27 protein-coding genes and 1 riboswitch are annotated in these 24,126 nt (G+C 73.1%); of the genes, 14 read left to right on the plus strand and 13 right to left on the minus strand.

Going from position 1 to position 24,126, the window contains the following annotated elements:
• Positions 1-27: 27 nt before the first annotated feature.
• A complete protein-coding gene (locus HNR61_RS11940) occupies positions 28-510 on the plus strand; it encodes a hypothetical protein (protein ID WP_182843131.1) in 483 nt (160 codons plus the stop codon).
• Positions 511-565: 55 nt separating this feature from the next.
• Here the strand turns inward: HNR61_RS11940 and lpxA are convergent, their stop codons facing one another.
• From lpxA to HNR61_RS11955, 3 genes are all read right to left on the minus strand, one after another.
• The gene (gene lpxA, locus HNR61_RS11945; RefSeq protein ID WP_182843132.1) at positions 566-1,327 is read right to left on the minus strand and encodes an acyl-ACP--UDP-N-acetylglucosamine O-acyltransferase; all 762 of its coding nucleotides are present in this window, start codon (positions 1,325-1,327) and stop codon (positions 566-568) included.
• A gap of 111 nt (positions 1,328-1,438) precedes the next feature.
• Positions 1,439-2,014: a dihydrofolate reductase family protein gene (locus HNR61_RS11950; RefSeq protein WP_182843133.1), complete on the minus strand. Its 576-nt coding sequence runs from the start codon at positions 2,012-2,014 to the stop codon at positions 1,439-1,441.
• Positions 2,015-2,141: 127 nt separating this feature from the next.
• The gene (locus tag HNR61_RS11955) at positions 2,142-2,543 is read right to left on the minus strand and encodes a RidA family protein (protein WP_182843134.1); all 402 of its coding nucleotides are present in this window, start codon (positions 2,541-2,543) and stop codon (positions 2,142-2,144) included.
• Positions 2,544-2,655: 112 nt separating this feature from the next.
• Between HNR61_RS11955 and HNR61_RS11960 the strand changes: the two genes are divergently transcribed.
• On the plus strand, positions 2,656-3,036 hold the full coding sequence (locus tag HNR61_RS11960; RefSeq protein ID WP_182843135.1) for a winged helix-turn-helix transcriptional regulator: 381 nt from the start codon (positions 2,656-2,658) through the stop codon (positions 3,034-3,036).
• A 23-nt stretch (positions 3,037-3,059) separates the two neighbouring features.
• Here the strand turns inward: HNR61_RS11960 and HNR61_RS11965 are convergent, their stop codons facing one another.
• Positions 3,060-3,692: a TetR/AcrR family transcriptional regulator gene (locus HNR61_RS11965; protein ID WP_220509167.1), complete on the minus strand. Its 633-nt coding sequence runs from the start codon at positions 3,690-3,692 to the stop codon at positions 3,060-3,062.
• Positions 3,693-3,960: 268 nt separating this feature from the next.
• Here HNR61_RS11965 and HNR61_RS11970 point away from each other — a divergent pair, with 268 nt between their 5' ends.
• A complete protein-coding gene (locus HNR61_RS11970; RefSeq protein WP_182843137.1) occupies positions 3,961-4,416 on the plus strand; it encodes a nuclear transport factor 2 family protein in 456 nt (151 codons plus the stop codon).
• Positions 4,417-4,419: 3 nt separating this feature from the next.
• Here the strand turns inward: HNR61_RS11970 and HNR61_RS11975 are convergent, their stop codons facing one another.
• The 3 genes from HNR61_RS11975 to HNR61_RS11985 are packed head-to-tail and all read right to left on the minus strand — an operon-like array spanning position 4,420 to position 8,616.
• On the minus strand, positions 4,420-5,241 hold the full coding sequence (locus HNR61_RS11975) for a helix-turn-helix transcriptional regulator (RefSeq protein ID WP_182843138.1): 822 nt from the start codon (positions 5,239-5,241) through the stop codon (positions 4,420-4,422).
• Between the two features lie 40 nt (positions 5,242-5,281).
• Positions 5,282-6,937: an AMP-binding protein gene (locus HNR61_RS11980; protein ID WP_182843139.1), complete on the minus strand. Its 1,656-nt coding sequence runs from the start codon at positions 6,935-6,937 to the stop codon at positions 5,282-5,284.
• Positions 6,934-8,616, minus strand: coding sequence for an AMP-binding protein (locus tag HNR61_RS11985; protein ID WP_182843140.1), 1,683 nt, complete (start codon positions 8,614-8,616; stop codon positions 6,934-6,936). Before HNR61_RS11985 ends, HNR61_RS11980 begins: the two co-directional genes overlap by 4 nt.
• 187 nt (positions 8,617-8,803) lie before the next feature.
• On the opposite strand from HNR61_RS11985, the gene HNR61_RS11990 reads away from it, so the two are divergent.
• Together HNR61_RS11990 and HNR61_RS11995 are read left to right on the plus strand one after the other, a co-directional pair.
• A complete protein-coding gene (locus HNR61_RS11990; RefSeq protein ID WP_182843141.1) occupies positions 8,804-9,235 on the plus strand; it encodes a hypothetical protein in 432 nt (143 codons plus the stop codon).
• Positions 9,236-9,303: 68 nt separating this feature from the next.
• Entirely contained in the window at positions 9,304-9,705 is a 402-nt protein-coding gene (locus tag HNR61_RS11995; RefSeq protein ID WP_182843142.1) for a hypothetical protein, read from the plus strand.
• A gap of 2 nt (positions 9,706-9,707) precedes the next feature.
• Here the strand turns inward: HNR61_RS11995 and HNR61_RS12000 are convergent, their stop codons facing one another.
• Positions 9,708-10,658: an alpha/beta hydrolase gene (locus tag HNR61_RS12000; protein WP_182843143.1), complete on the minus strand. Its 951-nt coding sequence runs from the start codon at positions 10,656-10,658 to the stop codon at positions 9,708-9,710.
• A gap of 133 nt (positions 10,659-10,791) precedes the next feature.
• Between HNR61_RS12000 and HNR61_RS12005 the strand changes: the two genes are divergently transcribed.
• On the plus strand, positions 10,792-11,871 hold the full coding sequence (locus HNR61_RS12005) for a winged helix DNA-binding domain-containing protein (protein WP_182843144.1): 1,080 nt from the start codon (positions 10,792-10,794) through the stop codon (positions 11,869-11,871).
• 110 nt (positions 11,872-11,981) lie between these two features.
• Here the strand turns inward: HNR61_RS12005 and HNR61_RS12010 are convergent, their stop codons facing one another.
• The 4 genes from HNR61_RS12010 to HNR61_RS12025 form a co-directional block, all read right to left on the minus strand.
• A complete protein-coding gene (locus HNR61_RS12010) occupies positions 11,982-12,749 on the minus strand; it encodes a group II truncated hemoglobin (protein WP_182843145.1) in 768 nt (255 codons plus the stop codon).
• A 132-nt stretch (positions 12,750-12,881) separates the two neighbouring features.
• The gene (locus HNR61_RS12015) at positions 12,882-13,430 is read right to left on the minus strand and encodes a copper resistance CopC family protein (RefSeq protein WP_182843146.1); all 549 of its coding nucleotides are present in this window, start codon (positions 13,428-13,430) and stop codon (positions 12,882-12,884) included.
• Entirely contained in the window at positions 13,427-14,110 is a 684-nt protein-coding gene (locus HNR61_RS12020; RefSeq protein ID WP_220509168.1) for a YcnI family copper-binding membrane protein, read from the minus strand. The genes HNR61_RS12015 and HNR61_RS12020 overlap by 4 nt, the downstream gene beginning before the upstream one ends.
• A 99-nt stretch (positions 14,111-14,209) precedes the next feature.
• A complete protein-coding gene (locus tag HNR61_RS12025; protein ID WP_182843148.1) occupies positions 14,210-14,761 on the minus strand; it encodes a hypothetical protein in 552 nt (183 codons plus the stop codon).
• 107 nt (positions 14,762-14,868) lie between these two features.
• A riboswitch (cobalamin riboswitch) is annotated at positions 14,869-15,084 on the plus strand.
• Positions 15,085-15,229: 145 nt separating this feature from the next.
• Between HNR61_RS12025 and HNR61_RS12030 the strand changes: the two genes are divergently transcribed.
• The 6 genes from HNR61_RS12030 (at position 15,230) to HNR61_RS12055 (ending at position 21,534) form a co-directional block, all read left to right on the plus strand.
• Positions 15,230-17,608: a ribonucleoside-diphosphate reductase subunit alpha gene (locus HNR61_RS12030; RefSeq protein WP_312897861.1), complete on the plus strand. Its 2,379-nt coding sequence runs from the start codon at positions 15,230-15,232 to the stop codon at positions 17,606-17,608.
• A complete protein-coding gene (locus tag HNR61_RS12035) occupies positions 17,608-18,603 on the plus strand; it encodes a ribonucleotide-diphosphate reductase subunit beta (RefSeq protein WP_182843149.1) in 996 nt (331 codons plus the stop codon). Before HNR61_RS12030 ends, HNR61_RS12035 begins: the two co-directional genes overlap by 1 nt.
• Positions 18,604-18,708: 105 nt before the next feature.
• A complete protein-coding gene (locus tag HNR61_RS12040; RefSeq protein ID WP_169813961.1) occupies positions 18,709-18,876 on the plus strand; it encodes a hypothetical protein in 168 nt (55 codons plus the stop codon).
• Positions 18,877-18,995: 119 nt separating this feature from the next.
• Positions 18,996-19,598: a superoxide dismutase gene (locus tag HNR61_RS12045; RefSeq protein ID WP_182843150.1), complete on the plus strand. Its 603-nt coding sequence runs from the start codon at positions 18,996-18,998 to the stop codon at positions 19,596-19,598.
• Positions 19,599-19,786: 188 nt separating this feature from the next.
• Positions 19,787-20,320 (plus strand): RNA polymerase sigma factor, encoded by a 534-nt coding sequence (locus HNR61_RS12050; RefSeq protein ID WP_182843151.1) that lies wholly within the window; start codon positions 19,787-19,789, stop codon positions 20,318-20,320.
• On the plus strand, positions 20,317-21,534 hold the full coding sequence (locus HNR61_RS12055) for a CU044_5270 family protein (protein ID WP_182843152.1): 1,218 nt from the start codon (positions 20,317-20,319) through the stop codon (positions 21,532-21,534). Before HNR61_RS12050 ends, HNR61_RS12055 begins: the two co-directional genes overlap by 4 nt.
• A 78-nt stretch (positions 21,535-21,612) precedes the next feature.
• Here the strand turns inward: HNR61_RS12055 and HNR61_RS12060 are convergent, their stop codons facing one another.
• Positions 21,613-22,380, minus strand: a complete 768-nt coding sequence (locus tag HNR61_RS12060; RefSeq protein WP_182843153.1) for a hypothetical protein — start codon at positions 22,378-22,380, stop codon at positions 21,613-21,615.
• Between the two features lie 73 nt (positions 22,381-22,453).
• Here HNR61_RS12060 and HNR61_RS12065 point away from each other — a divergent pair, with 73 nt between their 5' ends.
• Both HNR61_RS12065 and HNR61_RS12070 read left to right on the plus strand, forming a co-directional pair.
• On the plus strand, positions 22,454-22,867 hold the full coding sequence (locus HNR61_RS12065) for an acyl-CoA thioesterase (protein ID WP_182843154.1): 414 nt from the start codon (positions 22,454-22,456) through the stop codon (positions 22,865-22,867).
• Positions 22,864-23,988 carry a zinc-dependent alcohol dehydrogenase family protein gene (locus HNR61_RS12070; protein WP_182843155.1) on the plus strand — a complete coding sequence of 375 codons (1,125 nt, stop codon included), beginning with the start codon at positions 22,864-22,866 and terminating at the stop codon, positions 23,986-23,988. The genes HNR61_RS12065 and HNR61_RS12070 overlap by 4 nt, the downstream gene beginning before the upstream one ends.
• The last annotated feature ends 138 nt before the right edge of the window (positions 23,989-24,126 follow it).

Genomic DNA, 24,126 nt, shown 5'->3' on the forward strand with positions numbered 1-24,126 from the left:
CGACCCGATGACCAGCCGAGGAGACCCATGCGCACCACCCCCGCCACCCGCGCCGGGCTGCTGAGCCTGGCGGCCGCCGCCACCCTCACCCTGGCCCCGGCCGCCCATGCCGCCCCCGCGGCCCCGGACCGGCCGGCCGCCCCCCGAGGCTCCGCGCAGGAGACGGCGCCGACCATCGGCGCGGCCGCCAAGTGGCACAACATCAAGACCGGCTCGCGCCGGGACCCGATCTGGTCGCTCCGGTGGAAGCGGCCCGCGGGGGTCCGGGTGATGCAGGTCAAGGCCCGCTGCTGGGACAGCAGGGCGAGCTTGACGATCCGGCTGGCCTACCGCAAGAACGCCTCCAGGATCTGGAAGACCATCAAGACCACCCAGGGCAGGTGCAACGGCCGCTACCACTACGCGCGCATCAACAACGCCGGGCACACCCACTACGACGCCGACATGTTCACCAACCACCGGGGGCCCGGGTCCAAGACCATCCAGTACTGGGTGCAGTACTACAGGTGAGCCCCGCTCGGTGGCCCGAGGGCGGCACGCCCTCGGGCCACCACCCGCGCGGGCCCTACCCGCGGCGCGGGTGGGCGAAGTCCGCGAGGCCGCGTCTGGACGGGCCCCGGAGGAAGTCGAACATGACCTTCGCGACCTCGTTCTCGTCGCCGGTCAACGTGCCGTCGCGCGCGGCCCACAGGGCGGCCCGTACGGCGCGGTCCCGGTGCTCGGGGATCCCGGCGCGCCGCAGCCCCGGGGTGTTGACGCGCCGGTGCCGGGCGGGACGGCCGTCGACCATGCTGAACGGCAGCACGTCCCGGGCCACCGCCGCGGCGCCGCCGACGAACGCGTACGCCCCGATCCGCACGTGCTGGTGGACGCCGGCCATGCCGCCGATCACCGCGCCGTCCGCGATCTCGACGTGTCCGGCCAGCCCGGCGCCCTGGGAGACCACGATCCGGTCGCCGAGCCGGCAGTCGTGGGCCACATGGGCGTTTCCCATGATCAGGCAGTCGGAGCCGATCCGCGTCGGCCGGTCGCCCGTCGCGCGGTGGACGGTCGCCCCCTCCCGGACGACCGTGCGCGCCCCGATCTCCAGGCCGGTCGGCTCACCGCCGTACGCCAGATCCTGCGGATCCCCGCCGACCACGGCCATGGGCCAGACCCGCACGCCGGTCTCCAGCAGGACCGGCCCCCGCACCACGGCGTGGGCGTGGACGTGCACCCGCGGCCCCAGAACGGCGGGCCCCTCGATGACCGCGAACGGGCCGACCGAGACCGACGGGTCGAGTTCGGCGTCGGCGGAGACCACCGCGCTGGGGTGGATGTCCGACACGTGCGCTCCAGGGTCGTTCCGGCCCGCCGCCCGGCGTTCGCCACGCCGGGCTTCCAGTCAGGCACGGCGCGCGTAAGAGCGCGATAAGCGATCGAGGAGCGCGGGCCGCCGTCACCGCTCCACGTCGTAGACGAGCTTCGCGACGCCGTTGGAGTAGGTGGCGGAGTCCCGGAGCCTGAGGTTCCGCTTGTCCATGTCCTCGCGGCTGAAGAGGCCCTTTCCGGCTCCCAGCAGCACGGGGAAGATGAGCAGGTTGTACCGGTCGATCAGGTCGGCCTCGGCCAGGCGGCGGGCCAGCTCCGCGCTCCCGTGGATGAAGATCGCCCCGCCCTCCTCCCGCTTGAGCGCCGCGACGTCCTCGACCGAACGCAGGACCGTGATCGGCCCCCAGCCGTCGACCAGCTCGTCGTCGGTGAGCGTCGAGGACACCACGTACTTCGGAAGGTCCCTGTAGGCCGCGTGGTCCTCGGATCCCGGCCAGAACGCCGCGAAGGCGTCGTAGCTGCGGCGACCGAACATCAGGGCCGTCGTCTCGGTCAGCTCCTCGGCCTTGAGCGAGTACGCCTCCGGCACGAACGGGGTCCGCGCCACCCAGCCGCCGCTGCGGTGGCCCTCGGCCTTGCCTCCCGGCGAGTCCACCACACCGTCGAGCGACATGAACCCCGTGTAGACCAGTTCCCGCGCCATCGTTCTTCCCCTCGGAATCGGCCGCCCCACCGGCTGCCTGCGTGGTTCCACCTTGCCCGCGGCCGGTTACCGATTCCTTACCGCCCCTGCCCGGCCCTCCCGTGCCCGGCCGTGCCCCGCCGGTGGCTCAGGTGGGGAGCCCGGTGTCGACGATGAGGCTGATCTCGACGAGCTGGCCGGGGAAGGTCAGTTCGGTGACGCCGAGGGCCGTGGCGACCGGGCGGTGGTCGCCGAAGTACGCCCGGTTGGCCTCCACCACCGTGTCGGCGTTCCGCTGGAGGCCCACCGCGTACAGGGTCTGCGAGACGACCTGGTCGCGGGTGGCGCCGTAGTGGGCCAGGACCTTGTCGATGTTGGCGTGGGTCCGCCGGAGCTGGGCGGCGAAGTCGTCGGCGTGGACGAAGTCGCCCCTCTCGTCGAAGGAGAGCTGCCCGGAGACGTGGATCAGGTCGCCGGACCTGATCGCCTGTGCGTAGCCGAAGTGTCCCTCGGCCGGGATGCCGTGGTCGAAGACGTCGATGGTGGTCATGGTTCCTGCCTTCCGGTCGCGAGAGCCATGTGCTCTCTTGTGGTTACTCGGGAACTGTAGGAGAGTGTCCGGTGACCTGGAAGAACGAACTTTTCCGGAACCGAGGAACCTGATGGTGACCAAGCAGCTCAGGGGCCTGCCCGAGAACGCGGACCTGAGGCGCGCGGACTCCCTGGCGCGGGAGATCTTCTCGGACGTCGCCAACAAGTGGGCGTTCCTGATCATCGAGGCGCTCGGCGAGCGCACCCTGCGCTTCAGCGAGCTGCGGAATGAGGTCGAGGGCGTCAGCCACAAGATGCTCACCCAGAACCTGCGCATGCTGGAGCGCTACGGCCTGGTCGAACGGGAGGTGCACCCCACCGTGCCGCCGCGCGTGGAGTACACCCTCACCGAGCCGGGCCGGGCCCTGCGGGCCACGGTCGACGGGATGTGCGGCTGGACGCACCGGTACCTCGGGCACATCGAGGCCGCCCGCCGCCGCTTCGACGGCTGACCGCGCCGTTCGGGCGGGACGTCTCAGCGGGCGGCGTTCAGCAGCAGGTCCGCGTGGGCCATGATCGGGGCGCGGAGGGCCGGCAGCGAGGTGTGCTCGCCTGCCGCGATCTTCGCGCTGACCAGGCTCGCGATCCCGCCCACCAGCATGCGCGTGGCGAACGCGGGGTCCGGCAGCGCCGCCCACCGCCCGTCGTCCCGCAGCAGCCCGTCCACCAGCTCCACGAACGCCCGCTGCACCTCGAACCGCCGCACCGCCGCGTCCGGCCCCGCCGCGTAGATCTCCAGCAGGAACGTCCGCGCCCGCGCCGGATCCGCCGCCAGCGCCCGCAGGTAACCGGCGACGGCCCGGTCGAACCGCTCCATCGCCGCGCCGTCGGTCCCCGCGGCCTCGGCGACGACCGTCATCATCAGCCCGGCCGCCATGTCGTAGGCGGCCAGGAAGCACGCCTGCTTGTCGGTGAAGTGCTCGTAGAACGTCTCCCGCGACACCCGGGCCCGCTTGATCACGTCGGCGACGGAGACCCGCGCGTACCCCTTCTCGGCCACCGCGTCGATCACGCCCTGCAACAGCCGCTCCCGCTGCGACGCGACCACCTGCTCGCGCGTCAGATGGTGCCGCCCCCGTGGCAGCACGTCATAGCCGAGGGAATCCACAGAAGGCAACGTACCAACCGCTCCCGAGAGGCTAAAATGAACACTTCTGTACACCACGAACATGGTTGTTCGTGGTGGCGGTTCTGGCCGGTCTCCGGTGGTGTCCGGCGGGTCCGCCCGGTCGGCGGCGCGACGGCGGGGGCCGTGCGGCGGGAACGGGCGGGACCGACCCCACCGGAGCCGGTCGGCCCCGCGAGGCCGGGCGAGGCCGGGCGATGATGTCGCGAACCCGCCGGACTCCCTCGCGCCCGCTTCCTACGATCGTCGCATGCCGAATGACTCCCGCACCATCGTCCGGAACGCCTGGAAGGCGTTCGCCAGCCACGACTCCGGCCGGATCGCCGCGGTCCTCACCGAGGACGCCGAGTGGCTGGCGCCCGAGGGGAACGCGACCGCCGTCGCGCTGGGGATTCCCAGCCACCTGGTCGGCCGGGAGGCGATCGTGCGCTTCCTCGCCGAGGACTTCCCCCGCTTCTTCGCGCGCGACGTCGAGGTCGTCTTCCACGGCTTCCACGCCGACGGCGACCGCGTGACCGTGGAGGAGACCATGACGGCGACGCTGGCCGACGGCAACCGTTACGTCAACGACTACTGCTTCGTCTTCGAGGTCCGGGACGGCCTGGTGCACCGGGTGCGCGAGTACATGGACACGGCCCGCGGGCATCGCATGATCTTCGGTGGGGGTCCGGGGCGACCCGCCGAGCCGTCGCCCCCGGCGCGCTGACCCTCAGGGCAGCAGGCCCGCGCGGCGGGCGGCCGTGACCGCCTCCAGGCGCGTGTGGCTGTCGAGCTTCCGCATCGCGGAGCGCAGGTAGCTCTTCACCGTCTCCGGCAGCAGGCCCAGGCGCCGCGCCGCCTCCGCGTTGGTGCAGCCCACCGCCACCTGCGCGAGGACGTCCAGCTCGCGCGGCGACAGGAGGGGGCCGGCGGGGCGGCGCTCGCCGAGGCCGGCGGCGGCCAGGCGGCTGGAGGCCGCCAGCAGGCGCTCCCGGACCTCGGGGTCGCTGGTCTTCTCGGCCAGGCCGCGCAGCTCGGCGTGCACGGCGCGGACCTCCTCCCAGTCGGCCGCGCCGGGGGCGACCGCCGGGGGCCGGGCGAGGGCGCGGTCGGCCTCGTCGCGGACGGCGAGGTCCTGCTCCAGGTCGCGGGCGGCGTCCACGGCGGCGGCCACCACCCGGTCGGCCAGCGACAACGGCTCGCGCAGCGCCCCGTACAGCACGCCGCGCACGTTCCGCCGGACCACGACCGGGACCGCGACGACCGACAGCAGGCCCTCGCGGCCGACCGGGCCGTCGTAGTCGTGGCTGATCGTGGACGCCCTCGGGTAGTCGCTGACCCACACCGGGCGGCCCAGCGCCATCGCCTTGCCGCCGAGGCCGCTGCCCTGCCGCACCGCCAGGCCGTGCAACGAGTCGGTGGTGTTGCCGACCAGCTCGGAGATCCGGATCCGGTCCGCCCCGCACACGACCCCGCCGAACACCACGGGCAGGCCGGTACGGCGGTGCAGCGCCAGCACCGCCGCCCGCACCGCTCCGGCGTCGTCGCTCATGTCGCCAGGATGCCCCGAACGCCCCCCACCGGGGAAGACGTCACGCGTGCCGTTGCTTCGCCGCATCGTGCAGCCCGAGGATGTCCACCGCCTCGGCGCGCATCTGCACCTTGCGGATCTTTCCGGTGACCGTCATCGGGAACTCGTCCACCACATGGACGTAACGCGGGATCTTGTAGTGCGCGAGCCTCCCGGCGCAGAACTCCCGCAGCCCCTCGGCCGTGAGGGGCCCGGCGCCCTCGCGCAGCCGCACCCACGCCATCAGCTCCTCGCCGTACCTGGCGTCCGGAACGCCGATGACCTGCGCGTCCACGATGTCGGGATGGGTGTAGAGGAACTCCTCGATCTCGCGCGGGTAGATGTTCTCGCCGCCGCGGATGACCATGTCCTTGATCCGGCCGGTGATGTTGACGTAGCCGTCGGCGTCCATGACGGCCAGGTCGCCGGTGTGCATCCACCGCGCCGCGTCGATGACCTCGGCGGTCTTGTCGGGCTGCTCCCAGTAGCCGAGCATCACCGAGTAGCCGCGCGTGCAGAACTCGCCGGGCGTCCCGCGCGGCACCGTCACCCCGGTCTCCGGATCGACGATCTTGACTTCGAGGTGCGGGTGGACGGTCCCGACGGTGGACACGCGGCGGTCCAGCGAGTCGTCGGCGCGGGTCTGGGTGGACACCGGCGAGGTCTCGGTCATGCCGTAGCAGATCGTCACCTCGGCCATCCCCATCCGCTCGATGACCTGCTTCATCACCTCCACCGGGCACGGTGATCCGGCCATGATCCCGGTGCGCAGCGACGACAGGTCGTGCTCGGCGAACGACGGGTCGTTCAGCTCGGCGATGAACATCGTCGGGACGCCGTACAGCGACGTGCAGCGCTCGGCGGCGACGGCCTCCAGGGTGGCGCGCGGGTCGAACGCCGGGGCCGGGATCACCACGCACGCGCCGTGGCTGGTGGCGGCCAGGTTCCCCATGACCATGCCGAAGCAGTGGTAGAAGGGCACCGGGACGCAGATCCGGTCCTCCTGGTCGTAGCCGCAGCCCTCGCCGACGAAGAAGCCGTTGTTGAGGATGTTGTGGTGCGACAGCGTCGCGCCCTTGGGGAACCCGGTCGTGCCGCTGGTGTACTGGATGTTGATCGGGTCGTCGGCGGTGAGCGTCGCGCCGATCCCGGCCAGGCGGCCGGGGTCCCCGGCGCGGCCCGCCTCCAGCAGCGCGTCCCAGGACCCGCCGCCGAGCAGCACGACGTCCTCCAGCGCCGCGCACCGGGGCCGCACCTGCTCGATCATCGCGGCGTAGTCGGAGGTCTTGAACGCGGGCGCGGCGACGAGGGTGCGGATCCCGGCCTGGTTCAGCACGAACTCCAGCTCGTGGACCCGGTAGGCGGGGTTGATGGTGACGAGGACCGCGCCGATCTTCGCGGTGGCGTACTGGACGAACATCCACTCCGCGCAGTTGGGGGCCCAGATCCCGACCCGGTCGCCCTTGCCGACGCCGAGGTCCAGCAGGCCGAGCGCGACCGCGTCGACCTCGGCGGCGAGCTGGTCGTAGGTCCAGCGGCGGCCGGTCGCGCGTTCGACGAGGGCCTCCCGGTCGGCGAACGCCGCCGCCGTGCGGTCGAAGTTCGCCCCGATGGTGTCGCCGAGCAGCGGCTTGGCGGACGTCCCCGAGGCGTAGGAGAGCTCGGTCATCGAGGTCATCGCAGATCTTCCTCCCGGAACTCGCCCATCGGGCGGGCGTCGGCGTTCGGGTGCTTGTCCAGTTCGCTGGCGCGCAGCTCGACGCGGCGGATCTTCCCGGAGATCGTCTTGGGCAGTTCGGCGAACTCCAGCAGCCGGACCCGCTTGTACGGCGACAGCTGCGCCCGGCTGTGCGCGAAGATCGAGCGGGCGGTCCCGGCGTCGGGCTTCCAGCCCGGCGCGAGCGTCACGTACGCCTTGGGCACCGCCAGCCGCACCGGGTCCGGCGACGGCACGACCGCCGCCTCCGCGACCGCCTCGTGCTCGATCAGCACGCTCTCCAGCTCGAACGGCGAGATCTTGTAGTCGGACGCCTTGAACACGTCGTCGGCGCGGCCCACGTAGGTGATGTACCCGTCGGCGTCGCGGGAGCCGATGTCGCCGGTGTGGTAGCGGCCCCCGGCCGTCGCCTCCGCGGTGCGCCCGTCGTCGCCGTGGTAGCCGACCATCAGGCCGAGGGGGCGGTCGCGCAGGTCGAGGCAGATCTCGCCCTCGTCGCCGGGCTCGCCGGTCACCGGGTCGACGAGCACGACCTCGTAGCCGGGCACCGGGCGGCCCATCGAGCCGGGCCGGACCGGCTGGCCCGGGGTGTTGGCGATCTGCACGGTCGTCTCGGTCTGGCCGAACCCGTCGCGGATCACGACGTCCCAGGCGTCCCGCACGCGCTCGATGACCTCGGGGTTGAGGGGTTCCCCGGCGGCGACGACCTCGCGCGGCGGCGACGTGAGCGCCCGCAGGTCGGCCTGGATCAGCATCCGCCACACGGTCGGCGGAGCGCAGAAGCTGGTGACGCCGCACCGGTCCATCTCCCGCAGCAGCCGCGCGGCGTCGAAGCGGGTGTAGTTGAAGATGAAGACGCACGCCTCGGCGTTCCAGGGCGCGAAGACGTTGCTCCAGGCGTGCTTGGCCCAGCCGGGCGAGGAGATGTTGAGGTGGACGTCGCCGGGGCGCAGCCCGATCCAGTACATCGTGGACAGGTGCCCGGCCGGGTAGGACGCGTGGGTGTGCTCCACCAGCTTGGGCCGCGCCGTGGTGCCCGAGGTGAAGTACAGCAGCAGCGTGTCCGACGCCCGCGTGACGCCGTCGGGCTCGAACGCCGCGTCGCCCGCGTACGCCTCGCCGTACCGCAGCCACCCGTCCACGGGCTCGCCGACCGCGATCCGCGTGAACGCGCCGTCGATCCCGTCGAACTTGCCGGTGTCCCCGGACCCGGTGACGACGTGCGCGGCGTTCCCCCGCTCGATCCGGTCCCGCAGGTCGGAGGTGCCCAGCAGCGGCGTGCACGGGATCAGCACCGCGCCGAGCTTCATCGCGGCGAGGATCGTCTCCCACAGCTCGACCTGGTTGCCGAGCATGAGGACGAGCCGGTCGCCGCGGCGCACGCCCGCGCCGCGCAGCCAGCCCGCGACCTGGTTCGACCGCCGCGCCAGGTCGGCGAACGAGTACCGCGCCTCGGACCCGTCCTCCTCGACGATCCACAGGGCGGGCCGGTCGTTGCCCTCGGCGATCCGGTCGAACCAGTCGATCGCCCAGTTGAACGCGTCCAGCTCCGGCCACCGGAACTTCTCCCGCGCCCCCGCGTAGTCCTCGCGGTGCTCAAGCAGAAAATCGCGCGCCGCCCGAAACCCGACCGCGGACATGGGAACCTCCTCGTCACGCACCGTTCAAGAGGATGCTCATCCCCCCGTGTGACCCACGCCACCCCCGAACGGGGGTACTTCCTTTTCTGGAGAGCTTCTCTGGAGACTTTCTCTGTTCCGGGTTGCGCTTCGGCCCCATGGGAGACATGACCGCCGTCGTCACCGGGGCCAACCGGGGGAGCGGGCCGTGGCGGAGCTGGGCGGCGGCCGTCTGGTCGTCGACGGCCTGGCCGCCGCGCTCCACGCCCGCTGCGTGGCGGACCTGCTGGACTCCCTCGTCGAGGCGCTGGAGTCCGAGGGGGCGGCGCGGGAGGGGATCGGCGCGTTCGTGCGCGCCTACCTGGCGTTCACCCGCGACCGCCGTTCCGAGGCGTACTTCATCCACGCCTCCTCCCACGCGGGCCACCTGCCCGCCCACGCCGAGCGGATCGCCGCGTGGCTGCGCCCGTTCGTGGAGTCCGGCGAGCTGGTGGCGCTCCCGGACCCCTACACGGAGATGCTGGTCGTCGGCCCGGTCGCCGAGACGTCCCGCCGCCGGCTGGCCGGGGACCCGGCCGTGGACCTGGAGACGGCCGCCGCACTCCTGCCCGACCGCCTCTGGAACGCCCTGCGCCGGTGAAGCGGCCCAGTCAGATCGACCGTGATCGGCTCTTCGGGTGGGCCGCTGTGCGCTCCTAGGGTGGCGGCATGATGCGAACGCGATGGATCCCCGGCCCCGCCGCGGACACCGAGGGGCCCGTGCTGGTCAGCGTCACCGAGTTCACCGGCGACGCGTTCCGGGACGTCCCGGCGATCTACCGTGCGGGCCAGGAGCTGAGCCGCGCCTGGCCGCGGCTGGACGGCGCGGTCGGGATGTGGCTGTGGGCCCGCCCGCTCGGGCGGGCCAGCGGCTCGGTGTCGGTCTGGGAGGACGAGGCGGCGCTGCGCCGCTTCGTCTCCTGGGCGCCGCACGTGGCGATCGTGCGGCGGTTCCGGGACCGCGGGCGGGTGCGGGCGACGACCTGGCACGCCGACCGGTTCGCCGGGGACGAGGCCTGGCGCGAGGCCGTCCGGTTCCTGGAGGACCGGACGGCCCCCGCCCCCACGTGACGTCACACGGCGAACGCCCGCCGGACCGCCGCCAGCATCTCCCGATGCATCCGGGCGCTGACCTCCGCGCCCTCGAAGATGCCGTGCGGGACGCCCGGGTGGACGTGGAGCTCGACCGGGACCCCGGCCCGCGTCAGCCGCCGCGCGTACTCGACGTCCTCCTCCAGGAACAGGTCCAGCGCGCCGACGCTCACGAACGCCGGGGGCAGCCCGCCCAGGTCCTCGCACCGGGCGGCGACCGCGTACGGGGCCACGCCGTCGCGGCCGGGCTCGTGGCCCAGCAGGCTGGACCAGCCGAACGCGTTGGACGCCCGCGTCCACCGGAACTCCCCGGTGTAGGGGTGCGGGTCGCTCTCGGTGACGGTGCGGTCGTCGAGCATCGGCACGAACAGCGCCTGCAACACCAGCGGGATCCGCCCCTCGTCCCGGACCTTCTGCGCCAGCGTCGCGGCCAGCCCGCCGCCCGCGCTCACCCCCGCCACGGCGATCCGCGCCGGATCGACGCCCAGCTCGGCGGCGTTGCCGTGCAGCCAGGACAGCGCCGCGTGGCAGTCGTTCACCGGGCCGGGGTGCGGGGTCTCCGGGGCGAGCCGGTAGTCCACCGACACCACGACGCAGCCGATCTCGGCGGCGAGGGGGACGACGGCGACCTGGTCCCAGTCCGCGCTGCCCAGCACGTACCCGCCGCCGTGGATCCACAGCAGCGCGGGCAGCGCCTCCCCGGCCCCGGCGGGCCGGGTGACCAGGACCCGGACGTCCGGATCGCCCGGCCGGCCCGGGACCCGGCGCTCCTCGACGACCAGCCCGTCCGGCGGCGGGGGCACGGGCTGCTCCTCCTGGAACCGCCGCCGGGCCTCCCGGACCGCAGGGAGGTTCCCGGCGCTCAGCTCGATCGTCGGGACGAGGTCGATCAGGGAGGCGATCTGCGGGTCGAGGAGATGGCGCGTGTCCACGGCGGCCCTTTCCGGAGAGACGGAGGATTCGGGGTCATTGTGCTGTGCGCCGGGTGAACGCCGCCCGCGGGCCCGCGCGCTCGGGGCCGGACCCTACGCTGGCCTTCCGCACCACCCTGGAGAAGGAACGCCCGTGATCCTGTCCCGCCGCGCCCTCAACCGTGCGACGCTCGCCCGCCAGTTCCTCCTGGAACGCGTGCGGAAGCCGGTCGTCGAGACCGTCGAGCACCTGGTCGGCCTCCAGGCGCAGACCCCGCACACCTGGTACCACGGGCTCGCCGCCCGGCTCGACGGGATCCGGCCCGAGGAGGTCGCGGCGCTGCTGGTGGACCGCCGCCTGGTGCGCATCGCGCTGATGCGCTCCACGATCCACCTGGTCAGCGCCGACGACTGCCGGTGGCTGCGCCCGCTGGTCCAGCCGGTCCTGGACCGCGACCTGTTCCACAACAGCCTGCACGGCAAGCCGGTCCAGGGCCTCGACATGGACGAGCTGGTCGCCGCCGCCCGCCCGATCCTGGAGGAGAGGCCCCGCACCGCCAAGGAGCTGGGCGCGCTGCTGGCCGAACGCTGGCCCGACCGCGCGCCCGCCTCCCTCGCCTACGCCGCCCGCAACCGGATGGCCCTCGTCCAGGTCCCGCCGCGCGGCGTGTGGGGGTCCAGCGGCCCGATCGCCCACACCACCGCCGAGCACTGGCTCGGCGAGCCCCTCGACGCCGGCGCCACCCTGGACCGCATGGTGCTGCGCTACCTGGCGGCGTTCGGCCCGGCGTCGGTGATGGACGTGCAGGCGTGGTCCGGCCTGACCCGCCTCAAGGAGGTGGTGGAACGCCTCCGCCCCCGGCTGGTGACGTTCCGCAGCGAGGACGGCCGCGAGCTGTTCGACCTCCCCGACGCGCCCCGCCCCGGCGAGGACGCGCCCGCCCCCGCCCGCCTGCTGTACGACTTCGACAACCTGCTGCTGTCGCACGCCGACCGCTCCCGCTTCGTCACCGAGGAGCACCTCGCCGCGGCGAAGGGGCGGCCCAACCTCGTCCCCGGCACGATCCTGCTCGACGGCGTGACGGCGGGGGAGTGGAACCTCACGGACAAGGCCCTGACGCTCCGGCCCCACACCTCGTTCACCGGCGAGGACGAGGAGGCCCTGACCGCCGAGGCGCACCGCCTCCTCGACTTCGCCGGGGCCACCGGCCGCGACATCCGCTTCGGCGACTAGCGACCGCGTCCGCTCCCAGCCGCCGCGGCGGCGCTCACCACGCGCCCTCACCCGCGCCGACCCCCGGGTTCCCACATTCCCGGGGGTTCCGCGTCCCGCGGGGCCGGAGGTCAGGAGTTCGGGATGTAGGGAGGGGCCACGCCCCAGCCCCAGTGCGGCATCGGGGCCTCCAGCGGTGGGGTCGCGCCGGACTGGGAGTTGCCGCGGGCCAGGCGCGTGCCCCACTCGACGTAGCCCGCGAACGCCGCGCGGAACTCCGGGTCGTCGGGCAGGCCGACCTCGTCGGCGGCGTCCATCAGCAGGTTCACCCAGCGGCGCCGCTGCGGCTCGGTGATCGCTTTGCCCAGGTGCTGGCGGACCATGTGGGCGTAGCCGCCGCGCTCGGCGCTGTACCGCTCCGGGCCGCCGAACACCTCCGACAGCCACATCGCCACGTACCGGGGATGCCCGGGGTCCATGCCCGCGAACAGCGGTCCGATCAGGTCGTCCTTCAGGACCTTGCCGTAGAACGTCTCGGTCAGCCGCTCGAACGCCGCGCTCCCCCCGGCCCACTCGTACAGCGTCGGGACGGATCCGCCCCGGCCGCGCACGGCGGTCGGCCCGTAGTGCCGCATCTCCTCGATGCTCTCCACGTACGGCCTGATCTCGGCGAAGAACGCCGGGAAGTGCTCGCCCTTCCGGAAGCCCTCCAGATGGTCGGCCGCCGACGTCCAGGTGATCCGCAGGACGTACCGTCCGGGCTCGTCCACGCAGCGGGTCAGCTCGTAGTCCACGCACTGCGGCGCGGCGGTCAGCGCGCGGGCGGCCCGCCCGTACGCCTCCTCGAAGGCGGCGGCGTCGGCCTCCGCGATCCGGTACCGGATGTATTCGACGATCATGCGCTCACGCTCTCGGTCGAGGGCCGGGAGCTTCATGTAATCATGTAATCAGCGCAAGAGAGATCATCTCTGTGAAAAAGCGGGACGCCCGGCGGGAACCCCGCCGGGCGCCCATCGGACCGGTTCCGCGGATCAGCCGCGCGGCGACCGCCGCGCCCAGGCGACACCGCCCGCCACGGCCGCCACCAGCACGGCGCCCAGCCCGATCCACAGCCAGCCGCCCGACCCGGACGACTCCTTCTCCTCGGCGACCGCCGCCGGCGTGCTCGCCGGGGACGGGGCGGGAGCGGACGAACCCGAGGCCGCCGGCGACGCGGCCGCGGCCCCCTTCACCGTGAACGTGAAGCTGCCCGACACCGGGTGCCCGTCCAGCGACACGACCCGCCACCCCACGGTGTACCGGCCGTTCGGCAGGCCGGGCTTCACCGGCAGCGTCACCTTGTTGTCCGCGGCCTCGGCCGCGCCCGCGCCGTACTGGGTCCCACCCTCGCCGGTGAGGATGACCTTCGGCAGCGAGATCGCCTGCGTGTAGGTCAGCACGATCTCCTTCGGCGCCTCGACGGTGGACTTGGCGGCCGGGGTCGAGGAGCGCAGCGCGGTGTGCGCCGACGCGGGCGCGGCGGGAAGGGCCAGCGCCAGCGCGGCCCCGGCGGTCAGCGCCGCCAGCCTGCGGCGCCTCATGCCCGACGCCCCCGCACCAGGCCGAGCGCCCCGACGACCAGGCCGAGCACGCCGATCGCGATGCCGATCCCGCCCAGCATCCGGGCGGTGCCGTCGTCGGCGGAGGAGGCGGCCACCGGCCTGGCGGCGGCGGCCAGCCCCCGGGCGGGCTCCGTGGACCCCTTCGCCGCGAGCTTCAGCACCGGCGCGGGGTGCTCGGGCTCCTCCTTGCCCGGCTCGGCCGGCTGGTCCCACTTGACGACCTCGCCGCCCTCGTAGGTCTGCTCGGCCTTGAACGCCAGCTGGTCCACGTCGGTCGGCAGCGGCCCCATCGACACGTCGAACTCCTGGAACTGCCCCTTGTCGATCTTCCCGCCGGACCAGGTGATCCGGGAGACCGCCTCGGTGAGGTTCGCGCCGTGCACGTTGATCGGCGTCTTGAGCCTGCTCTTCTCCACCTTCACCGACCAGCCCGGCACCGGCCGCACCGACACGAACGCGATCGGGTGGTCCACCGGCAGGTCGACCTGGACCTTGGTGGTCCCGGCGTCGTCGCGCTCGTTCGGCACCCGGAAGGCGACCTTGGTGAAGCCGCCCTGCTCGGCGGTGCCGGGGTTGACGGTGACGTGCGCGGACGCGACGCCCGCCAGCCCGACCACCGACACCGACGCCAGCGCCGCCACCGCGGCGAACCTGGACATGCCCGAAGAGAACCGTGATGACATGGTGAGACTCCGTTCGAGAAGCACGTGAAGAACCCGAACGCGCCGACGGCGCGCCCGGTGACGTACGGCGCTCCCTCAGAGCGCCCTCGAACGGAGCGGCGGCCCCCGCCGGACGACCTGGTGCCGCAGCGCCCGCCCCACGGGCACGGGCACGTCCGTCACCGGTATCACGGGGATACGGGCGGGAGGCGCCGGGGGTTCGACGACGAGCGGCGGCGCCGGCCGGAACGTCAGCCGGCGCGCCAGCGACCACAGGGCCCGTTCGCCGCGCCGCAGCCACCACGCCGCCAGCGCGGCGGCCGCGACGTGCGCGAACGTCATCGTCCAGCCGGAGTCCCGCCCGGGCATCAGGGAGCCGCCGTGATGCCCGGACCCCAGGGCGGCGTCCGCGTACAGCGTGTGCAGCGCGAACTGCCCGCCCAGCAGCCCCCCGAAGATCGTCGGAAGGGACCGCTCGTGCCCGGCCAGCGCCCAGGTGACCCCGAGCGTTCCCGCGAACCCCGCCAGCACCGCCCACGCGGGCACCGCGTGCGACGACGCCAGCCCGTGCCCGAGGGTCGCCAACGCGACCACGACGGTGGCGAACAGCACCGCCCGGGAGGCATGGAAGAACGGTTGCGGGGACATGGCGGCCCCATGGTCCCACCTCCGGACGAAAGGCACCACCCGACCCCCGCCTTGGGGCTGTGACACGCCCTACATGTTGGGGTTGTGCGTCACCCGTCATCAAGATGTAGGGTCATGCCCGTGCTGGTTCGCCCCAGCCGTCCCAGACGGCACGGGCGTCACAAGAGGGAACCCGGTGCGAGTCCGGGACTGCCCCGCAGCGGTGAGCGGGAACGACCGCCGTCACATGCACTGACCCCGGGAACGGGGGCGGGAAGCGACGGCCGGTAGGAGCGCGCAGTGCGCCCGCGAGTCCGAAGACCTGCCAGCTCCGCCGTGGACGCGGTCCGCGGCGAAGGGAGCCCGGAGGGCTCTCGTACGTCCAGGTCTCGCGGGAGGACCGGGGGCGGTGCGCGGCATGCCGGCGACCGGCGGTCCGCGCGTCGTTCGCATGCCCTCGCGGGACGAGCTCGCGAGGGGAAAGAGCACGTGACCCAGGAACTGATCGCGCCACCGGCCGGTGTCCTCACCGGGACCGCCGAGGCCGTCAGCGTCGCACCCGCCCAGGCCGTGCCGACCGGGCAGCCGGTCGAGCGCCTGGCCGAGCAGGTGGAACGCGCCTGCGCCGGGCTGCCGGACGCCGACCCGGCCCGGGTGCTGGCGGCGGTGCGCGCGAACGGGGGAGTGGACGCCGCCGGCCTGCGCGACCTGGCCATCGGCGAGGCGGCCGCGCTGGTCGGCGTCGAGCCCGCCTACTCCCGGGTCGCCGCCCGGCTGCTCGGCGCGAAGATCGCCGACGAGACGGCGGCGGAGGGCGTCCGCTCGTTCGCCGGCTCGGTCGCCGTCGCGCACCGCGAGGGCCTGCTGTCGGACGCGCCCGCCGCGTTCGTCGCCGCCCACGCCGACGCGCTGGACGCCCTGGTGGACGAGGCCGCCGACGACCGGTTCGAGTACTTCGGCCTGCGCACCGTCTACGACCGCTACCTGCTGCGCCACCCGAGGACCCGGCGCGTCGTGGAGCGCCCCCAGTACTTCCTGATGCGCGTCGCGGTCGGCCTGTCCGACACCGTCGAGGACGTCCGCGAGCTGTACGCGCTGCTCAGCACCCTGTCCTACCTGCCGAGCTCGCCCACCCTGTTCAACTCGGCGGCCCGCCGCCCCCAGCTCTCGTCGTGCTTCCTGCTCGACTCCCCGAGGGACGAGCTGGAGTCGATCTACGAGCGGTACGCGCAGGTCGCGCGGCTCAGCAAGTACGCGGGCGGCATCGGCGTCTCCTGGAGCCGGATCCGGTCCCGGGGCTCCCTCATCCGGGGCACCAACGGCCACTCCAACGGCATCGTCCCGTGGCTGCGCACCCTCGACTCCTCGGTCGCCGCCGTCAACCAGGGCGGACGCCGCAAGGGCGCGGCCTGCGTCTACCTGGAGCCGTGGCACGCCGACGTCGAGGAGTTCCTCGAACTGCGCGACAACACCGGCGAGGAGGCCCGCCGCACCCACAACCTCAACCTCGCCAACTGGATCCCCGACGAGTTCATGCGCCGCGTCGAGGCCGACGCGCGGTGGTCGCTGTTCGACCCCAAGGAGACGCCCGAGCTCGTCGACCTGTGGGGCGAGGAGTTCGACGCCGCCTACCGCCGCGCCGAGGCCGAGGGCCGCTACGTCCGCCAGGTCCCCGCCCGCCGCCTGTTCGGCAGGATGATGCGCACCCTCGCCGAGACCGGCAACGGGTGGATGACGTTCAAGGACGCCGCCAACCGCGCCTGCAACCAGACCGCCGAGCCCGGCAACGTCGTCCACCTGTCCAACCTGTGCACCGAGATCCTGGAGGTCACCAGCGACGGCGAGACCGCCGTGTGCAACCTCGGCTCGGTCAACCTCGGCGCGCACGTCTCCGGCGACGACCTGGACTGGGAACGCCTCCGCTCCACCGTCCGCACCGCCGTCCGCTTCCTGGACCGCACCATCGACCGCGGCTTCTACCCGACCGCCGAGGCCGAGGGCGCGAACCGTCGCTGGCGGCCGGTCGGCCTCGGCGTGATGGGCCTGGCCGACGTGTTCTTCAAGCTGCGGCTGCCGTTCGACTCGGCCGAGGCCAGGACGCTGTCCACGCGCATCGCCGAGGAGATCGCCCTCGCCGCCTACGACGCCTCCGCCGACCTGGCCGCCGAACTCGGCGCGCTGCCCGACTACGCCGCCACCCGCACCGCGCGGGGCCAGCTCCACGTCGACCACTTCCCGGACGCGGCGATCACCCGTCCCGACGCGTGGGAGGCCCTGCGCGCCAAGGTCGCCGAGCACGGCCTGCGCAACTCCCTGCTGATCGCCATCGCGCCGACCGCCACCATCGCGTCGATCGCGGGCTGCTACGAGTGCGTCGAGCCGCAGGTGTCCAACCTGTTCAAGCGCGAGACCCTGTCCGGCGAGTTCCTCCAGATCAACAACTACCTGGTCGCCGACCTCAAGCGCCTCGGCCTGTGGGACGCCGCCACCCGCGACGCCATCAAGCGCGCCAACGGCTCCCTCCAGGGCCTGGTCGACCTGCCCGCCGACCTGCGCGAGCTGTACCGCACCGCCTGGGAGCTGCCGCAGAGGGCGCTGATCGACCTGGCGGCGGCGCGGACCCCGTTCATCGACCAGAGCCAGTCGCTCAACCTGTTCATGGAGACGCCGACCATCGGCAAGCTCTCCTCGATGTACGCCTACGCCTGGCGCAGCGGCCTGAAGACCACCTACTACCTGCGCTCCCGCCCGGCGACCCGCATCGCCCAGACCACCATCGCCCAGACCACCGGCGCGCGCACCGCCCCGGACGCCGAGGCGGTCGCCTGCTCCCTTGAGAGCCCCGAGACCTGCGAGGCCTGCCAGTGATGCTGCTCGACCCGGGCATGGACCTGACCCTGCGGCCCATGCGCTACCCCGACTTCTACGAGCGCTACCGCGCGGCGATCCGCAACACCTGGACGGTCGAGGAGGTCGACCTGGCCTCCGACCTGGCCGACCTGGCGCGCCTCACCCCCGAGGAGCTGCACCTGGTCAACCGGCTGGTCGCGTTCTTCGCCACCGGCGACTCGATCGTCGCCAACAACCTGGTGCTCAACCTCTACAAGCACGTCAACGCGCCCGAGGCCCGCCTCTACCTGTCCCGGCAGCTGTTCGAGGAGGCCGTCCACGTCCAGTTCTACCTGACCCTGCTGGACACCTACCTGCCCGACCACGACGAGCGCGTCCGGGCGTTCGCCGCGATCGAGCACATCCCCTCGATCCGCGCCAAGGCCGAGTTCTGCTTCAGGTGGATCGACTCGATCAACCGCCTGGACGAGCTGAGCACCGCCGCCGACCGGCGCGCGTTCCTGCTCAACCTGATCTGCTTCGCCGCGTGCATCGAGGGCCTGTTCTTCTACGGGGCCTTCGCCTACGTGTACTGGCTGCGCTCGCGCGGCCTGCTCAACGGCCTGGCCTCGGGCACCAACTGGGTGTTCCGCGACGAGAGCATGCACATGGAGTTCGCGTTCTCCGTCGTGGACACCGTCCGCGCCGAGGAGCCCGGGCTCTTCGACGCCGCGATGACGCGCCAGGTCACCGAGATGATCGAGGAGGCCGTCGAGGCGGAGCTGGCGTTCGCCCGCGACCTGTGCGGCGACGGCCTGCCCGGCATGAGCGCCGACGACATGCGCCGCTACCTGGAGTACGTCGCCGACCAGCGCCTCGCCCGCCTCGGCCTGCCGGTCCGCTACGGCACCGAGAACCCGTTCGCGTTCATGGAGCTCCAGGACGTCCAGGAGCTGTCGAACTTCTTCGAACGCCGCGTGTCGGCCTACCAGATCGGCGTCGAGGGGGCGGTGGCGTTCGACGAGGCTTTCTGATCCGCCAGGTGAGAGAAGCGTCCCTCCGGGTAGGAGCAACGTCCAGCAACCTTCGCCGGGGTGCCGTTCGTTGACCGGGTGAGCACCCCGCTGAGGAGGAACGGAATGCCTCTCGCCGACCGAATCAGACGCTTCCTGCGCAGCCCGCAGGGCCAGCGCGCGCGCAACCGGGCCGGGCAGATCGCCCGTGACCCGCGCAACCAGGCCAAGGCCCGCAGTCTCCTGGCCCGCTTCCGCGGCAAGGGCGGCGGCGGCCACGGACGCCGCTACTGAGAACCGCCACCCGCGAACCCACCGGCCCGTCCCGCTCCCCGGAGCGGGACGGGCCTTCTCATGCCCACACGCACCTGCAAACTGGACTTACCTGCGAACGAGTTGCAATAGTAGAGATCATGTCGAACTACACGCTGCCCGACCTCCCTTACGACTACGCGGCCCTCGAACCCGCCATCACCGGCGAGATCCTGGAGCTGCACCACGCCAAGCACCACGCGGCCTACGTCAAGGGCGCCAACGACACGTTGGAGAAGCTCGCCGAAGCGCGCGAGAAGGAGCAGTTCGGCGGTCTGGTCGGCCTGGAGAAGACCTTCGCTTTCAACCTCTCCGGCCATGTGCTCCACTCGATCTTCTGGGAGAACCTGTCCCCGGACGGCGGCGACCGCCCGGGCGGGGAGCTGGAGTCCGCCATCGACGAGCACTTCGGCTCGTTCGAGGCGTTCCGGAAGCAGCTTTCGTCGGCCACCGCCACCGTGCAGGGCTCCGGCTGGGGCGTCCTGGCGTGGGAGCCGCTCGGCGGGCGCCTGGTGGTCGAGCAGGTGTACGACCACCACGGCAACGTCGGCATGAACACCACCCCGCTGCTGGTGTTCGACGCCTGGGAGCACGCGTACTACCTCCAGTACCGCAACGTGCGCCCCGACTACGTCCAGAAGCTCTGGGACCTCGTCAACTGGGACGACGTGAAGGCCCGCTTCGACAAGGCGCGCAACGCGTAAGCGAGCCGGCGCCGAAGGACGTGCGGCGCCCACCAGGCCGGGATCGTGCTCAGAACCTTTCCTTGCGGCCTGGTGGGCGCCGCACTTTTCCTTCCCCCGGTTCCCCGCGTCGACCGAAAGGAGGACCGCCTGTAAGAAAGCGAGGTGATCTCGGGGGTACCGGGTGACACCCGAGAGGAGGTGGTGACGTGGACGCCGATGTCGAGCGCTTCACGGCCATCTACCGGAAGCACTACCCGAAGGTCCTGAGCTACGCGCTCGCCCATGACGCGCGGGCGGTCGCCGAGGACGTGGCCAACGAGACGTTCCTGACCGCCTGGCGCAAGCTCGACCAGGTGCCGGACGACGACCCGTTGCCCTGGTTGTTCGGCGTGGCGCGGCGGCACCGGCTGAAACAGCGCGACGCCGGGCGGCGGCACGCGACGATCGCCGAGCGGGCCCGGCGGATGAGGTCCGAGCACGGCGCCGACGCCGGCGAGGTGGTCGCCGAGCGGGAGGCGGGACTGGCCGCGTTCGCGGCGCTTCCCGAACGCGACGCCGAGGCGCTGGTCCTGAGCGCCTGGTACGGCTTCTCGGCCGGGCAGGCCGCGCGGGTGCTCGGCTGCTCCACGGCGACGTACTTCGTCCGCCTGCACCGGGCGCGCAAGCGGCTCGCCCGCCTGCTCTCGACCTCCGACCACGCCTCTTTTCCGCACCCGGCCCTGGAAGGACAGCGCGGATGAACACCGTTGACCGCACCGTCGCCTCGCTCAAGCCCGCCGTGCTCGACGCCGTGGAGAACACCCCGGCGGACGAGTCGCGCATCCCCGCGCTCACCGTCGCCTCGCGGGAACGGTCGCGGCGGCGCGTCCCGAGGCTGCCGATCGCGCTGGCCACCGGGGCCGCGGTGGCGGCCGCGGGCGTCACCGTCGTCGCCGTCCGGTCCGACGGCGGCCCGGCGCCCGCCCCGGCGGTCCCGGGCAACGCGCTGCTGGTCGCCGCCGCCAGCGCGCAGAAGGCGCCGGCCGGACGCTACTGGCACGCCAGGAGCATCCTCGGCGAGATCTACGCGGTCGGCGCGCGGGCGGCGACGCACTACCGGATCGACTCGCGTCAGGGGAACGATCTCTGGTTCGCGCGGGACGGCAGGGGCAGCACGACCCACCTGGACCTGCCCGACGTTCCGGTCACCGCCCGGGACAGGCAGAGGTGGCAGGCCGCCGGGTCCCCCGGCATGGTGGGGATCCCCAACACGGAGGGGGGCGAGGGGGACATGCGCCTGGAGATGAACCCCGCGGCCCAGACGGGGCCGCGAATGCGCGTCGAGGGGCGGTGGCACGGTCTGACCGTCGACCAGATCGCCAAGCTGCCCACCGAGCCCGGGGCGCTCCAGAACGCCCTGCTCGGCCTCAGGGGCAACTGGCGCGCCCGGTCCGCCACGGCCCGCAAGGAGCCGATCCGGGCGCTGTCCGGCCAGGAGCGGGTCCGCGCCCTCAGCGAGGTGGCCGGGACGCTGCTGTCCACGGCGCCCGCGCCTCCCCGGGTGCGCGCGGCGACGTTCCGGATGCTGGCGGCGCTGCCCGGGGTGCGGCCCGAGGGCAGGACGACCGACCCGCAGGGGCGTCCCGGCACCGCGGTCTCGCTGCCCCTGGAGACCACCGTGCCGCTCGGCCTGTACACCGCCCCCAAGCAGCTCGGCACGTACCGGCGGCAGTTCGTCATCGACCCGGCCGCCGGGAGGCTGCTGGCGATCCGGGACCTGGTGGTGAAGCCGCCGCGCGGCAGCCGCCCCCTTCCCTCCGGGGACGACGGCCGGCCCAGGAGGCTGGAGGCCAGGGACCTGCCCGACCGGTTCCACAAGCCCGGTGAGCTGGCCGGTTACCAGATCTTCGAGGTCAGCGAGTGGACGGACGCGGAGCCGCCCGCCGGAGCGCTGCTCCCGCCCGACCGTTCGTGACGAACGGCCACCGCGTGCGCTCGCGTCAGCGGTCTTCGACGCGAGCGCGCGCCGCTGTCCGGGCGCCGGGCGGCCGGGTCAGTCGTCGGTCCACAGCAGGACGTTCGAGGTCTCGGCGTGGATCATCGCCGCGCCGCGGCGGGTCTTGCGCTGGATGTCCGCCTGGGGCTTGGAGGACGACGCCGTGACGGCGATGTGGCGGCCGCGCGCCGTCACGTCGCCGTAGGTCGCGCCGCCCCGGGGCTTGAACGGGCCGCCCGCCGTGAAGCGCAGGCCCGTGTACTTCATCGCGGCCGCGGCCTGCTTGGCGGCGTTCTCGTCGGGGAAGCGCAGGACGTGGCTGCTGACCAGGACGTTCGCGCCGGTCCGGAGGGCGATCTCGACGCGGCCGTCGCACTTGAGGCGGGTCAGCAGTTCCCGGGTCGCCGCGTCGGCCGCCCCCGCCTGGCAGCCCGCCGCGTCGGGGAGGTCCCGGGCGTTGAGGCGGGTGTAGGTCTCGACCGTCTGGTTGATCCGGGCGGTGAACCGTTCCCCGTCGGGGTAGAACGTGTTGACGGTGAACGCGGTCCTGTCGCGCTTCTTGGCGGCGGGTTCCTTGTCGTCGGCCCACAGCATCAGCACGAGGACGAAGGCGGCGAGCAGCACGCCGGAGAGGGCGATGCAGCCGAGGACGACGTAGAGGATGCGCCGTCCCGTCCGCTCGGACCGGTCGATGATCTCCTGGGCGCGCCGCCACTCGTCGTCCGGGAGCGCCGCGTGGGGCCCCTGGTGGGGCCCGTGATGGGGGCCGCGGCCGGGTTCGTGGGGGGACTTACCGGGCAGGGGGTAAGGGTTGTTGCCCTTCATGGTGGGCCATGGAAGCACATTCTGCGGCCCCCGCTCTAGAACCGTTTTCTAGGATGGCCCTACAGTGGCCGGCATGACCGGCGATTACCTGTACTGGGAGCGGGTTCCCACCCGGTGGAAGGACAACGACGTGTACGGGCACGTCAACAATGTCGTCCACTACTCCCTCATGGACACCGTGATCAACGAGTGGATGATCCGCACGGCCGGGTTCGACCCGGTGCGCTCGGACGCCGTCGCGTTGTGCGTGGAGTCGCACTGCGTCTACAAGGCCGAGGTGTCCTTCCCCGACACCATCGACGTCGGCCTGCGCGTCGGCAGGCTCGGGCGGTCCAGCGTGCGCTGGGAGGTCGGGATGCGGCGCGGCGACGGCACGCCGATCGCCGAGGGGCACTTCGTGCACGTGTTCGTGGGGCGGGACAGCCGCCGCCCCGTGGAGATCACCGGAACGGTCCGGTCCGAGATGGAGAAGCTGGTGATCGCGTGACGACGACCCGCGCCGCCGTCCTGGTCGAGTCCGGCCGCCCCGCCCCGTACGCCGACTCCCGCCCCCTGGAGGTCACCGAGCTGCGCCTGGACCCGCCCGGCCCCGGCGAGCTGCTGGTCAGGGTGGGCGCGGCGGGCCTGTGCCACTCGGACCTGTCGGTCATCAACGGCTCCCGGCTCCGCCCCCTGCCCATGGCGCTCGGCCACGAGGCGGCGGGCGAGGTCGTGGAGGCGGGGGAGGGGACGGACTTCGCGCCCGGCGACCGCGTGGTGCTGGCGTTCGTCCCGGCGTGCGGTCACTGCGAGCGCTGCGTGGACGGCCGCCCGGCGCTGTGCGGGCCCGGGGCCCAGGCGAACGGGGCCGGGACGCTGCTGTCGGGCGCCCGCCGCTTCACCGCCCCCGACGGCACCCGGCCCCACCACCATCTGGGCGTCTCGGCGTTCTCCGAGTACACGGTCGTGTCGGCGCGGTCGGCGGTGAGGGTGGACGGCGACCTGCCCCACGAGATCGCCGCGCTGTTCGGCTGCGCGGTGCTCACCGGGGCCGGGGCGGCGCTCTACAGCGCGCGGGTCACGCCCGGCGACAGCGTCGCGGTGTTCGGGCTGGGGGGCGTCGGGCTGGCCGCGCTGCTGGCCGCCAGGGCCGCCGGGGCCTCGACGATCGTCGCGGTGGACGTGGTGGACCACAAGCTCGACCTGGCCCGCGAGCTGGGCGCGACCTCCGTCGTCAAGGGCGGTCCGGACACCGTCGAGCAGGTGCGCGACCTCACGCGCGGCGGCGCGGAGAAGGTCATCGACACCACCGGCGTCGTGCGGGTCCTCGAACAGTCCTACGCCGCCACCCGCGCGGGCGGCACCACCGTCACCGTCGGGCTGCCCGACCCCGGCGCGCCGCTCACCCTCCCGGCGCTCAGCCTGGTCGCCGAGGAGCGCACGCTGCGCGGCAGCTACCTGGGCTCGTGCGTGCCGCGCCGCGACGTGCCGCGCTTCGTCGGGATGTACCGCTCCGGAACGCTGCCGGTCGACGCGCTGCTGTCGCACCGGCTGACCCTCGACGAGATCAACGCGGGGTTCGACCGGTTGCACACCGGCGAGGCCGTCCGGCAGGTCGTGACGTTCTGACCGGGTCGGGGGGGCGCCCCCCGCCCCCCCCCCCCCCCCGGGGGGCGCCGCCGCGCCCCCCCCCCCCCCCCGCCCCCGGTGCCCGGGGCTGTAGGCGGACTTCACCAACCTCCCCACCACGAAACAACCCGCGCACCC

Source organism: Actinomadura kijaniata, from assembly GCF_014138665.1.
GTDB lineage: Bacteria > Actinomycetota > Actinomycetes > Streptosporangiales > Streptosporangiaceae > Spirillospora > Spirillospora kijaniata.